This window comes from Polaromonas sp. P4_H1 (assembly GCF_056400945.1).
The window spans coordinates 184,829-197,692 of record NZ_JBFUKG010000005.1 but is presented as its reverse complement, the minus strand read 5'-3'; the positions used below and the strand labels follow the sequence as shown (position 1 = coordinate 197,692).

12 protein-coding genes are annotated in these 12,864 nt (G+C 65.9%); 3 read left to right on the top strand and 9 right to left on the bottom strand.

The genetic code is table 11. The features are described 5' to 3' along the window. Positions 1–5: 5 nt before the first annotated feature. The gene (locus AC1DS5_RS09280) at positions 6–653 is read right to left on the bottom strand and encodes a methyltransferase family protein (RefSeq protein ID WP_477717957.1); all 648 of its coding nucleotides are present in this window, start codon (positions 651–653) and stop codon (positions 6–8) included. Here AC1DS5_RS09280 and AC1DS5_RS09275 point away from each other — a divergent pair. Next, positions 653–1,639: a glycerophosphodiester phosphodiesterase gene (locus AC1DS5_RS09275; RefSeq protein ID WP_477717956.1), complete on the top strand. Its 987-nt coding sequence runs from the start codon at positions 653–655 to the stop codon at positions 1,637–1,639. The two genes, AC1DS5_RS09280 and AC1DS5_RS09275, sit on opposite strands and share 1 nt — an antisense overlap. A 53-nt stretch (positions 1,640–1,692) precedes the next feature. Here AC1DS5_RS09275 and AC1DS5_RS09270 read toward each other — a convergent pair whose 3' ends face one another. The 4 genes from AC1DS5_RS09270 to AC1DS5_RS09255 are packed head-to-tail and all read right to left on the bottom strand — an operon-like array spanning position 1,693 to position 6,739. Beyond that, entirely contained in the window at positions 1,693–3,216 is a 1,524-nt protein-coding gene (locus tag AC1DS5_RS09270) for an amidase (RefSeq protein ID WP_477717955.1), read from the bottom strand. 1 nt (position 3,217) lies between these two features. Continuing rightward, entirely contained in the window at positions 3,218–4,216 is a 999-nt protein-coding gene (locus AC1DS5_RS09265) for a Bug family tripartite tricarboxylate transporter substrate binding protein (protein ID WP_477717954.1), read from the bottom strand. Positions 4,217–4,243: 27 nt separating this feature from the next. Continuing rightward, a complete protein-coding gene (locus AC1DS5_RS09260; protein ID WP_477717953.1) occupies positions 4,244–5,575 on the bottom strand; it encodes an aspartate aminotransferase family protein in 1,332 nt (443 codons plus the stop codon). A gap of 36 nt (positions 5,576–5,611) precedes the next feature. Next, complete coding sequence (locus tag AC1DS5_RS09255) at positions 5,612–6,739, bottom strand: NAD(P)/FAD-dependent oxidoreductase (RefSeq protein WP_477717952.1); 1,128 nt, start codon at positions 6,737–6,739, stop codon at positions 5,612–5,614. Positions 6,740–6,816: 77 nt separating this feature from the next. Between AC1DS5_RS09255 and AC1DS5_RS09250 the strand changes: the two genes are divergently transcribed. Then, positions 6,817–7,434, top strand: coding sequence for a helix-turn-helix domain-containing protein (locus tag AC1DS5_RS09250; protein WP_477717951.1), 618 nt, complete (start codon positions 6,817–6,819; stop codon positions 7,432–7,434). Between the two features lie 177 nt (positions 7,435–7,611). Then, positions 7,612–8,883 carry an Nramp family divalent metal transporter gene (locus AC1DS5_RS09245; protein ID WP_477717950.1) on the top strand — a complete coding sequence of 424 codons (1,272 nt, stop codon included), beginning with the start codon at positions 7,612–7,614 and terminating at the stop codon, positions 8,881–8,883. A gap of 352 nt (positions 8,884–9,235) precedes the next feature. Here the strand turns inward: AC1DS5_RS09245 and AC1DS5_RS09240 are convergent, their stop codons facing one another. The 4 genes from AC1DS5_RS09240 to AC1DS5_RS09225 form a co-directional block, all read right to left on the bottom strand. Further along, entirely contained in the window at positions 9,236–10,009 is a 774-nt protein-coding gene (locus AC1DS5_RS09240) for an aldolase/citrate lyase family protein (protein ID WP_477717949.1), read from the bottom strand. 91 nt (positions 10,010–10,100) lie between these two features. Next, complete coding sequence (hpaH, locus tag AC1DS5_RS09235) at positions 10,101–10,883, bottom strand: 2-oxo-hept-4-ene-1,7-dioate hydratase (protein WP_477717948.1); 783 nt, start codon at positions 10,881–10,883, stop codon at positions 10,101–10,103. Positions 10,884–10,928: 45 nt separating this feature from the next. Then, positions 10,929–11,804, bottom strand: coding sequence for a polysaccharide deacetylase family protein (locus AC1DS5_RS09230; protein ID WP_477717947.1), 876 nt, complete (start codon positions 11,802–11,804; stop codon positions 10,929–10,931). 25 nt (positions 11,805–11,829) lie between these two features. Further along, a complete protein-coding gene (locus AC1DS5_RS09225) occupies positions 11,830–12,852 on the bottom strand; it encodes a Bug family tripartite tricarboxylate transporter substrate binding protein (RefSeq protein ID WP_477717946.1) in 1,023 nt (340 codons plus the stop codon). Between the last annotated feature and the right edge of the window lie 12 nt (positions 12,853–12,864).

The following is a 12,864-nucleotide window of genomic DNA, read 5'->3' as shown; positions in this document are numbered from 1 at the left end:
GGCCTTTAAAACAGCCAGGGTAAAAAGCGTTTGCTTCCAAGGGTGTAGGCGGCATACCCAGGATGCTGCTTGCGCATCCCGTGCTCCTCCAGGCTTGATTTCATGAACAGGACAATGGCCAGCATGGACCATGCACCCCACCCCAGAAAGGTGCTGGACGTCCACGCCAGCGCTGCCGCGCCCAGAAGGAGCGACGTGTACATGGGATGGCGAATCCACCGATACGGACCGGTTGTAACCAAAACGCCCCGAACCTTGGGCGCAGGTTGGATGTTGAAGTTTCCCGGCCTGTTGTGCATAAGCGCCCACGTGATGAGTGCGATGGAGATCCCCATCATCATCAACGCTCCCGCGGGAATATCGCCAAGCAAGATATTTCGTGCCGCTGACGCTGCCAGCACGAGAAGCAGGCCAAATTGCAGAGTCACCAACAACGTGCCCATCAGATTTCGATCCAATGCGGATAACAACAGCATGTTCGCACTTTTCCAGCGAATGACGCAACAAGGCATGCCGGGTAGCACCGAAACATCGGTCACCCTCCGGGAGTGATCTTCGCCAATGAGATCGCCGGCGGTACCGAGGACTTCTGGTAATCCTTTATCAATCGAAAGTGTTCGCAAGCCTAAACTTACAGCTGAAGGAGACTTCAATGGCCGCACTGCGACCGACTCTCGCCGCCTTTGTGTTTCTGCTGATAAGTACAAGCACCTACGCCTTCGACCTGCAAGGCCATCGTGGCGCCCGGGCGATTGCGCCGGAGAACACGCTTGAGGGATTCGCGCAAGCGCTCAGCTATGGGGTAACCACCCTGGAGTTGGACATAGCGATAACCAAAGACGGTGTCCTGGTCATCTCTCACGACTCGGCGCTTAATCCCGACATCACCAGAGGACCCGACGGGAAGTTTCTGCAAACTCGCGGTCCTGTCATCAGCAGTCTGACGTTTGACGAGCTCAGCCGATATGACGTAGGCCGTATCAAACCAGGCACACAGTACGCGCGGCTTTACCCGGATCAGCGTGGGATGGACGGCGTGCGAATACCCCGTTTGTCCGATCTTTTCGCATTGGTGAAGAAGTCCGGAAATGACAGGGTTCGCTTCGCCATCGAAACCAAAGTGTCACCTCTGGCCCCCCAGGACACGATGGAGGTCGAGGCCTTCACCCGTGCCGTCCTCGGTTCAATCCGCGAGGCCGGGGTCGCGCCACGCAGCTCGGTTTTGTCCTTCGAATGGCGTTCCCTTCAGGTTGTGCAACGTGAAGCGCCCGAAATCCCCACGGTGTACCTGACAGCCCAGCAGCGCTTTATGGACAACATCGAAGCCGACAAGGCGGGTGCTTCGCCGTGGACTGCCGGTCTGCGGTACAAGGACTACGGCTCCGTCCCACGAATGATCAAGGCGGCCGGTGGCCACACCTGGTCGGCATACCACGGCGACTTGACCGCGGCAAAAGTGAAAGAGGCGCACGGTCTGGGCCTGAAGGTATTGGCCTGGACAGTCAACGACCCCGGCCTCATGGCAAGAATGATGGACATGGGGGTTGATGGCATCGTGAGCGACCGCCCCGATCTGGTACGCGAGGAAATGAGGGGCCGGGGCCTTGAGTTGCCGCTGCCGACCCCCGTTTTGCCTTGAGGCCGTTTTGCCGCGGATACGGACCCGTTCACCGGTGAGCGGGACTTGTCCGGCTAAACAGCAGTCACGCCGTCGCCGGAATCTTTGAAACTGCCTGTCTCCGGCGGGTGCGTGACGATGGATTGGAGTTCGGGCCGCGCAGTGCGCAGCGCATCGATGGCCGGCTTCGGACGGCGCAGCGCGGGCGTGGCTTCGAACGCCTGCTCCAGTGCCTGCGCCGCCGCCATCAGCTGCGCATCGCCGCGCAGGCGCCCGATGACCTGCAGGCCAAACGGCATGCCGTGTTCGTCAGTGCCGCAGGGCAGCGACAGGGCCGGATTGGTGGCCAGCGTGACCACGTAAGTCAGGCCCAGCCAGTGGTAGTAGTTGCGCATGGCCTGGCCGTCGATGTTGCCGGCGTACAGCTCCGTCCACGGGAAGGGCGTGACCGGCGTGGTCGGTGCGAGGATCAGGTCGTATTGCTCGAAGGCCTTGGCAAAGCGGCGCGCAATGCGGGTCTGCTCCAGGTGCGCCCAGGCCCGGTCGGCCAGGGTGATCGCTGCCGCGATATCCATGTTGGCGCGCACGTTCGGGCCCAGCGTTTCGGGCTCTTTTTGCCAGGTCTCGGCAAAGGCGGCGACAAAGCTTTCGGCGCGCAGGATGTCAAAGGCGCGGTCGGCGTCACCCAGTTGCAGGTCCACGGGCTCGCAACTGGCCACCAGCGGCCGGATTGCCTCGACGCGCTCGCGGAACACCCGGCGTATTTCGGGGTCGACAATGCACAGGCCGAAGTCTTCCGTCGTGCCCACGCGCAGTGTTGAAAGATCAAGCTGCTGGAGCGGCCAAAATGCCGAGGCATCGACCGGGTACGACAGCGGATCCCGCGCGTCGGGCCCCACACTGGCGGCAAACATCAGCGCGGTGTCGGCTACGGTGCGCCCCATGGGCCCCAGCACTGAAATGACCGACCAGCCCAGGGGCCGCGCATCGTTGGCCACCAGCCCGGGTGAGGGGCGCAGGCCCACCACGCCGCACAGCGCCGCCGGAATGCGCAGCGAGCCGCCGGTGTCCGAACCAGTGCACAGCGGCAGCATGTCGGCGGCCAGCGCCGCGGCCGAGCCGCCCGAGGAACCGCCGGCGTTGAGTGCGGGGTTGAACGGGTTGCCCGTGGCGCCCCAGACCGGGTTGCGTGTGTTGGCGCCCGCGCCCATGTCGGGCACATTGGTCTTGGCGGTGACGATGGCACCGGCGGCGCGCAGCCGGGCCACCAGCGCGTTGTCGGCGCTGGGCACATTGCCGCGCAGCCGCACATTGCCATAGGTGGTGAGCAGGCCGGCCGTGTCCTGCAGGTCTTTCACGCCCAGGGGCAGGCCGTGCAGCAGGCCCAGCGGCTCGCCGCGCATCACCTGCGCCTCGGCCTGGCGCGCAGCTTCTCGCGCCCGCGTGAAGTCGGTCGCGCAGATCGCGTTGATGGCCAGGTTGAGGGCTTCGATGCGCGCAATGCAGGCGTCGAGCAGCTCGACCGGCGAAAGCTGGCGGTTGCCGATCAGGCGGCGCAGTTCAACCGCGGATTTTTCGACGAGCGTGGAGGCCGTCATATCAGTCCACCTTGATTTGCGAGCGTTCGGCGATTGTTTTCATGCGGGCAATGTCGGCGGTGATCATGCCGGGCCAGTCGGCAATGGCACGGTAGCCGGGCTCGAAGCCGGCGGCCTTCATCTTGTCCTGGGTGTCGGTGCTGGCCATCATGGTGACCAGGGCCTTCTCAAGCCGGGCCTTGACGTCGGCCGGCAGGCCGTGCGGCGCTACCAGCGCCAGCCAGGCAGTCATGTCGAAACCGGGGTAGCCCGACTCGGCCACGGTGGGCACGTCGGGCAGCAGAGCCGAGCGTTTCGCCGTTGTGACCGCCAGCACCTTGATCTTGCCGGTCTTGAGCTGCGGCGCCGCGGCCACCACGGTGTCGAATGACAGGGGAATCTGCCCGCCGATCAGGTCGGTCATCAGCGGCGCGCTGCCCTTGTAAGGCACATGGGTCATTTTGAGGCCGGTGGCGTTGTTGAACATGGCCCCCGCAAAGTTGGAGCTGGTGCCGTTGCCGAAACTGCCATAGAGGAATTTGTCCGGGTTGGCTTTGGCGGCGGCCACCAGCTGCGGCACGGTGCTCGCCGTGACGGACGGATGGGCCAGCACCGCCAACGCCACCGAGCCGACCATGCCGATGGGCTCGAAGCCCTTGACCGGGTCATACGAGAGTTTGGGCTGCAAGGCCGGGTTGAGCGTGAAGGTGGAGTTGGAGCTGACGAGCAGCGTGTAGCCGTCGGGTTTGGCATTGGCCACGGCGGCGGCGCCAATGGCGGTGCCGGCACCGGGTTTGTTTTCCACGACCACCGGCTGGCCCAGCTGCTCTTCGAGCTTCCGGGCCAGGAGGCGGGCCAGCACGTCGGCCGCGCCCCCGGCAGGGTAGGGCGCGACCAGCGTGAGGGGCCGCTCGGGGTAACCCGCCGCGCAGGCGAGCCCGGCAAGGAGGAGGCTGCTGGCGATCAGTGCGCGGCGCAGTGGGTTGAAATAAGTGCCTGAAGTATTTGACGTGCTTGACATGATGACCTCTCGTAAAAAGAAAACTATTCAACCTGCAGCGGGCAGCAGCGCATGGCGTGCCGTGACCACAGCGTCCAGCGCCGCCACGAATTCATCGGCCGCGGCATCGCCGAACGGTAGCGATAGCGCCACCAGCCCACGCCGCGCCAGAAAAATACCGCGCTCCAGCAGATCAAAAAACAGCAGCGCCTTGATGCGGTCGTCGGCGCCGGCCAGGTCGGCCGCGTTGCGCAGCGGTTTGGCAGTGGCATGCAGTTGCATCACCGAACCCAGACCGGTGAACTGCAGGCCCACCGCGTGGCGTTTGAACACGCCATTGAGCCGCTCGCGCAGGCGCTCGCCGCGCTGGTTCAGCGCATCGAGGGCGGCCGGTGTCAGCACCTGCGTCAGGCCTGCCAGGCCGGCCGCCATGGTCAGCGTGTTGTTGTTGAAGGTGCCGGCGTGGGCCAGTGCGTCGGCGCGGCGCGGGTCGAAGCGCGACATCACGTCTGCCCGGCCCCCGAACGCGCCAAAGGACAACCCGCCGCCGAAATATTTTCCCAGCGTGGTGAGGTCGGGTTTCAAACCCAGCTGCGCCTGCCGCCCGCCGCCGGACAGGCGCGAGGTCATGACTTCATCGAGGATCAGCAAGGCGCCGCAGGCGTCGGCCAGTGCGCGCAGGCCGTGCAAAAAAGCGGGTTCTGCGGGAATGCATCCGCCCGCGCCCAGCATGGGCTCGACCAGGATGGCCGCCAGCTGCGGGCCATGCGCCTGGACCAGCGCGTGCACGGCGTCCAGGTCGTTGTAGGGTGCGACCACAAAGTCGTGCGGCACGTTCACCGGCGAACCACCACCGCCAAACGACAGCACGCCGCCGTGGTAGGCGCCGTTGAACACCAGCACCTTGCGCCGGCCGGTGTGCGCGGTGGCAGCCGCCAGCGCCATCAGGTTGGCTTCGGTGCCCGAGTTGGTGAAGCGCAGCAGCGCCATGCCGGGAAAGCGGCGCTGGATTTCATGCGCCAGCGCGCCTTCGCGCGCGGTGTGCGACGACAGGCTCAGGCCGTCCTGCAGCGCGGCCACGATGGCTTGCCGGATCACCGGATTCGAGTGGCCGTATATGCCCGCGGTGAATTCGCCCAGCGCGTTCAGGTAGCGGTGGCCGTCGGCGTCCCACAGGTGGCAGCCTTCGCCCCGGGCCATGTAGAGCGGAAACGGCGTGTAAAACAGCACGCTGCGGGTATTGCCCGCGGGCAGCACGTCGGCCGCCTCACGCAGCAGCCGTTCGCTGCCGGGGTTGCGGGCACAGTAGCGTGCGGTGGTCTCAGCCAGAGCCGAATCAAGCGCGGTTCCGGCTGAGGAAGACGTGGCGGGCTGTTTCATGGTTGTGGTGTCCCGGTATCAATCAACGTGGCGTTGTCAACGCAGGCGGGCCGGTGACAGTGCGGCCGCTTCGACGCCGTGCTGGACAAGGTCTGCCGGCAGGGCCACGTTGCGCAGCAGGGCGTCGGCCAGTGCGCTGGCGCCGGCCGCGCTCTGGATGCCGTAGCCGCCCTGGGCCGCCAGCCAGAAAAAGCCGGGGCAGGCGCCATCCCAGCCGATCACCATCTCGCCATCGGGCACAAACGAGCGCAGCCCCGCCCAGGTGCTGCCGGGACGGCGAATGGTCAGGGTCGAGACGCTTTCGATCTGGTAAATGCCCGTGGCAATGTCCAGCTCTTCGGGCACCACGTCGTGCGCAACCGTCGGGTCGGCATTGGCGGGCGAGCCCAGCAACTGGCCGGCGTCGGGCTTGAAGTAATAGCTTTCGTCCATGCCCACCACGGCCGGCCAGCCGGACACGTCCACGCCCTCGGGCGCCTTGAAGGTGAAGGCGCTGCGCCGGTGCGGCACCAGCCCGATGGGGGCGGCGCCAAACAGGCCCGCCAACTCGTCGGCCCAGGCGCCGGCGGCGTTGACCACCGTGCGTGCCCGCAGCGTCTGGCCGTCGGAAAACTGCAGCGCCCAGCCCTGTCCGTCATGGCTGGCCTGGGTCAGGGTGGCGCTGGTGCGCAGCTCACCGCCCTGTTGTCGGAAGCCCCGCAAAAAGCCCTGGTGTAGTGCATGCACGTCGATGTCCTGGGCGCCCGGGTCGTACAGGGCGCCGTGCACCATTTCGGGCCGCAGGCAGGGCACGCGCTCCAGGGTGGTACGCGCATCCAGCACTTCCAGGCCGGGGCAGGTCGCGGCCAGTTCGGCGCGGGTTTGCGCCATCAGCGCTTCCTGCCCGGGCGTGGCGAGGTACAGCGCGCCGCGTGGCTGCATGAGCGGCGCGGTGGCAAAGCCTTCGGGCGGGTGTTCGTAAAAGGCCCGGCTGGCGCGGGTCAGCGCCCGCACGGCCGGCGGGCCATAGCTTTCCATGAACATGGCGGCCGAGCGGCCGGTGGAGTGGTAGCCGGGCTGGGCCTCGCGTTCGAGCAGCAGCACACTGCGCTGCCCGGCCAGGCGCCAGGCCACGGATGCACCGGCGATGCCGGCACCAAAGATAACAATGTCAAATTCTCGCATTTGAGAATTCTCACATGCGAGAATCGTGCCTGTCCAGTGCCATTTACCTATTTTCAGTCTGAACAAGGGAAAACACCATGCCCGCACGCTCTGTAAGCTCTGCCCGCACCCCTGCCGCCGCCCCGGAGGCCGACCGGGTGCAGCTTGGCCTTAGGCTGCGCGAACACCGCAAGGCACGGCGGCTGACGCTCAAGGACCTGTCGGGCCACTCAGGCGTGGCGCTGTCCACGCTGTCCAAAATGGAACTGGGCCAGATTTCGGTCAGCTATGAAAAGCTTGCGGCCGTGGCGCGGGCGCTGTCGCTGGACGTGGGGCAACTGCTGGATGCGCGGGCCACGCCGCCGGCCGGCACGGCGGCGCCCGTGGTGGTGTGGTCCGAAGCCGGCGGGGCGCCGGCCTACAGTTCGGGCAATTACGACTACCGCATGCTCGCAACCAGCTTCCCCGGCAAACGCATGACGCCGTTGCACGGCCGCATCGTGGCGCGCGAGCGGGATCAGTTCCCTGATTTCATTCGCCATCCGGGGCAGGAGTTCGTGACGGTGCTGTCCGGCCGGGTGCGCATCGAGTTCGAGACCGGCGAAATCGTCGAAGTCGGCCGTCATGAATCGGCCTATTTCGACAGCGGCGTTGGCCACATCTATCTCTCGCTGGGCCGCACCGATGCGCAGGTGCTGGTGGTGATGAGCGAGTAGCAGCCGGCCGCGATCCGTGGCGAGCCGATGTGAAGGATTTGGGCTGCTATTGATTTTCCAGCGTCTGACGTCGGTTTCTCAAGGTCTACAGTCGTATCCACCTTGGTCCATCGGCCTGCAAGCCGCCCGTCAGCCGGCTTAAGCCTGGCCTAATCGCGCCTTGCTAGTCTCGCGCCCATGTTGAACCGCATCCCCTCCTTCCTGCGCCATGTCGGCCCAGGCGTGGTCACCGGCGCCGCCGATGATGACCCTTCCGGCATCGCCACCTACACGCAGGCGGGGGCGCAGTTCGGCACCGGGCTGCTCTGGACGGTGTTTTTGTCGCTGCCCTTCATGATCGCCATCCAGCTGGTCAGCGCGCGCATAGGGCGTGTCACCGGCAAGGGCGTGGCGGCCAACCTGCGCGAGCACACGCCGCGCGCCTTCCTGATGAGCATGGTGTTTTTGCTGGTGATCGCCAACACCATCAACATCGCTGCCGACATCGCCGCCATGGGCGAGGCGCTGCAGTTGGCGGTGGGCGGCGGCGAGCATTTCCATGCGGTGGCCTTCGGCGTCATCACGGTGCTGCTGCAGGTCTTCGTGCCTTACCGCAAGCTGGCGCCCATCCTCAAGTGGCTGACGCTGTTCCTGTTTGCCTACGTGATCGCCGTGCTCCTGGTGCAGGTGCAGTGGGCCCAGGTGCTGCATGACCTGGTCGTTCCGAAGCTGCAATGGACCTCGGGCTACTGGATGATGATCGTCGCGCTGCTGGGCACCACGATTTCGCCCTACCTGTTTTTCTGGCAGGCTTCGCAGGAGGTGGAAGAGCTGCGCCTGAAGGGCGCCGGGCACGGGTCGGAAAAAGAAGTGCGCCGCGACCTGCGCCGCGTCAAGCGCGACACCTACATCGGCATGTTCTTCTCCAACACCATCGCATTTTTCATCATGGTGCTGGGCGGGGCGGTGCTGTATGCGGCGGGCATCCACGACGTGACCTCGGCCGCGCAGGCGGCGCAGGCCCTGCGCCCGCTGGCCGGCGACTTTGCCTTTGCGCTGTTTGCCGGCGGCATCATCGCCACCGGCCTGCTGGCCGTGCCGGTGCTGGCCTCGTCGGCCGCCTACGCGGTGGCCGAAGCCTTCGGCTGGCCCGAGGGCCTGGAGCGCCGCTGGTACGAGGCCAAGCGCTTTTACGCCATCATCGTCATCGCCACCATCGTGGGCACCGGCATGGACTTCACCACCATAGACCCGATGAAGGCGCTCTACTGGAGCGCGGTCATCAACGGCGTGGTGGCCGCGCCCATCATGGCCGGCCTGATGCTGCTGGCCGGCCGGAAATCGGTGATGGGCAAATTCACCTCGGGCTTCAAGACTACCTGGTTCGGTTGGGGCGGCGTGGTGGTGATGGGTTTCGCGGTGCTGATGATGCTGCTGGATTTGTTCCGGCCGCTGATTCAGGGCGGTTGACACGCGCCATCAAAAGGGGGTGGATGGCAGTGCCCCGCCTTTGGCCATGCGTGCTTTTGTGCGTGTTGTGGAGGCAGACGTTGACCCTCTCTACTTTTTTATCCCCTCTCCCCCTGGGAGAGGGTTAGGGTGAGGGCCTGCGGCGGGAAAAATGCCGCGGCGCATGCAAAGGCCGCGGCCCTGTCTTGCAGACCGCAGCCCGGTCTGAGCCCGGACTTCTTCACGCTGTCCAGATGCGCGCAGGCGCATCTGGAGCCGCAGCGTTCAGCCCCCGCCCTCTCCCAGAGGGAGAGGGAGAAAACAAATCCCGGCCAGCGTAGCCGCTCACGCGAAACCCACGGAACGCCCTGGCTCAGGCCTTGCCACCGCCGAAACGCTGCCGCAGCTGCGAGGTAGACCGGGCCAACAACCCCACGTCCACGCCCACCGCGGTAAAAGTGGTCCCCAGCGAGATGCAGCGCTGGGCAAAGGCCTCGTCGCCCGTCAGGATGCCGGCGGGCTTGCCGCAGGCCATGATGCGGCGTATGGCCTCTTCGATCTTCGCGACGACGGCGGCGTTGCCCGGCTCGCCGAGGTGACCCATGCTGGCGGCCAGGTCGCCCGGGCCGATGAAGATGCCGTCCACGCCCTCGACGGCCGCAATCGCTTCGATGTTGTCGAGCGCTTCCAGGGTTTCAATCTGCACCAGCAGGCACAGCTCGTCGCGGCAGGTTTTGGCGTAGTTCGGAACACGGCCGAAGCGGGAGGCCCGCGTCAGCGCGGAGACGCCGCGCATGCCGCCGCTGGGGTAGGTGATGCTCTGGACGGCCCGCCTGGCTTCCTCGGCGTTCTGAACATAGGGGATCAACAGGGTTTGCGCGCCTATGTCGAGGTAGCGCTTGATCAGCACCGGGTCGTTCCAGGCGGGCCTCACCACAGCGGAAACCGGGTAGGGCGCGATGGCCTGGAGCTGGGTCAGCACGTTTCCCACCTCGCTGGGGGAGTGTTCGGTGTCTATCAGCAGCCACTCAAAGCCCGAGCCGGCCAGCAGCTCGACGCCGTAGGGGCTGGAGAGCGTGCACCACAGGCCTATCTGCTGATGCCCGCTTCGCAGCGCTTTCTTGAATTCGTTGACCGGCAATTCCATGGTTCCGCCTTGTTGCTTGATGATTGCGCGCGTTGTTGCGACCGGGCGGCGAAGGGATTTCGCGCACCCGAAGGCCAGTTTAGAGCGGCTCTTAGCTGAAAGACACGCCGATGGAGCCCAGCGGCCCGAAGTCGGCTTGGATGGTGTCGCCCGCGGCGACCGGCGTGGGCCGCGTGAACGAGCCCGCCAGCAGGATGTGGCCCGCCTGCATCGTGATGCCGTGCAGCGCCAGTTTGTTGGCCAGCCAGACGATGCCCATGGCGGGGTGCCCCATGACGGCGGCGGAAACGCCGGACTCTTCGATGACGCCGTTCTTGGACAGCGTCGCGCTGACCCAACGCAGGTCGATGTCCATGGGCTTGACGACACGCCCGCCCGTCACCATGGCTGCCGCTGCCGCGTTGTCGGCGATGGTGTCGCAAATCGCGCGCGGCACGTCGGTGCGGTAGTCGATGATTTCCAGCGCGGGCGTCACATAGGCCGTGGCGTCCAGCACGTCATAAATGGAAATGTTCTTGCCGCCCAGCGGCCGGCCCAGCACGAAGGCCAGCTCCACTTCCAGGCGCGGCGAATGAAAGCCGCTGGCCGGTATGCGGGCGCCGTCGGTGTACAGCATGTCGTCCATCAGCATGCCGTAGTCCGGCTCCGTCATTTTTGACGCCCTCTGCATCGCGCGTGAGGTCAGGCCGATCTTGTGGCCGACGATGCGCGCGCCCTGCGCCATCTTGCTGTCCGCCCAGAGTTTCTGGATGGCATAGGCATCTTCGATGTCCATCGCGGGCCAGGTCTGGCTGACCTGGCGTATTGGTTGGCGGGTTCGGCCGGCTTCCAGCAGCGCATCCGCGGCCTGTCGGCGTTCAGTCTCGGTGATCATGTCTCGGGTTTCCTGTTGGTGGTGTTCCGGTGGGTGGGCGCCGGCTCAGGCCGCAAAGCGCTGGATGAAGGGCGTTTCGGCTATGCCGTGCTCGTTGACCCAGTGGGCCAGCTCGTCATGCCGCGGCATCCAGACCTCGTCATGGGCCAGCATGTAGGTCAGCAGCTTGTCCAGTTGCGCCGACATCAGGGGCCGGCCGCCGAAGTTGCCGTGCATGGTGATGTTGATCAACGCGCCCGACTCCTGGCGGTAGAGGTAGTCGAACATGTCCTTGTAGCAGTGGTACCAGTCGTCCGGCGCGCCGCGCAGCACGCGGTTGTCGGCGTAGTCGCTGTGCGGAATCGCCACGATGCGGCCGGACTGCGTCGCCACCTGGTGCGGCTGGTCGATGTCGTTGTAGTCGCCGTGCCAGAGCAAGCCCTCCTGGGTCAGCAGGTCGGCCGTGCGGTCGGTGGTCGCGATGGTGGAGCTCAGCCAGCCGGTGGGGCGCACGCCCGACACTTCCTGCAGGATGCGCAGGCTCTTCTGGATCAGCGCGCGCTCGTCGGCCTCGTTCAGGCCGGACAGCACCTCGTCCTGCGCATAGTTGTGGCCGCCCAGTTCAAAGCCCGACTCCACGATGTGCCTGACCGTCTCGGGAAACAGCTCCGCCGAGCGCGCATTCACGCAGACCGTGCCCGACACGCCGTGGCGTTCGGCGATCCGCATCAGCCTGGCAATGCCGGATCGCCCGCCGTAATTGGCCCAGAGAATGCCGGCCCGATCGATCTCGCCCGCTTTGGGCGGGCTGGTCATGGGCGAATAGGGCGGCGCCTTGCCGACGGACCAGTTCTCCATCAGAAAGGTCAGCACGACCGTCATCCGGGGAAAGGCGGCGCTGGCCCTGCGGCCTGCGGGGGTGGTGGCTGGTTGGGTTGTCATTGTGTCGTTGGTTTCCTGGTTCAACTCATTCGGGCGTGATGCCGGCTTTCTGGACGATGGAGCGATAGACCTGGGTGCTGTCGGCCAGCAGCCTGGCGAACTCGTCGGGCGAGGCTTCGACGGCGTCATAGCCGTTTTGCTGCAGTTGCGCCTTGACGTCCGGATTGCGGAGGATCTTGAGGATGTCGGCATTGAGCCGCTGCACGATGGGGGCGGGAAGGCCGGCGGGCCCCATGACGCCCACCCAGGTGTCGGGCACCGAAAAGCCCGTGAGGCCGCCTTCGGCCAGCGTCGGGATGTTGGGGGCCGATTTGGAGCGGTGGCTTTCCACCACGCCCAGCGCGCGGAGTTTTCCGGCCTGGATGTAAGGCAGGGTGTTGGACAGCACCAGCAGGCCGGCGTCTATCTGCGCGCCGACGACGTCGGTCAGGGCCGGCGCGCCGCCCCGGTAGCCCACGTGCGTCAGCGCGAGTTTTTGCGAACTCGCCAGCAGCAGGCCGGCCAGGTGCTGCGAAGTGCCCGAGCCCGAGGTCGCATACGACAGGCCCTTGGCCGAGGCCTTGGCCGCCGCGACGAAATCGGCCACCGATTTGATTGGCGAGGACGCGGGCACCACCAGCGACTGCGGCGCGGTGGCCACGTGCGAAATGGCGGTGAAGTCCTTGACCGGATCGTATTTGATCCCCTTGGTGAAGAACTGCACGGTCTGGTGCGGCGGACCCAGGTTGATCAGCAGGGTGTAGCCGTCCGGCGCTGCCGCCGCGACATAGGCGGAACCGATGGCGCCGCTCGCACCGGCGCGGTTTTCAATGATGATGGGCTGGCCCAGGGATTCGGACAGCTTGGGCGCCAGGATGCGCGCCACCGTGTCGGCCGCGCCGCCTGCGGCAAAAGGCGCTATCAGCTTGATGGGCCTGGACGGGTAAGCCGCCTGGGCGGTTGCGGGCGGAACCCAGGCGGCCGCCAAGGCCAGCGCCAGGGCGGCGAGCTTCAGGCTGTGCGAAAGCAGGCGGCGCCGGCCGGAGCCGGGGGGAAGGTGAGGGGTCATTTTGTCTCCAGA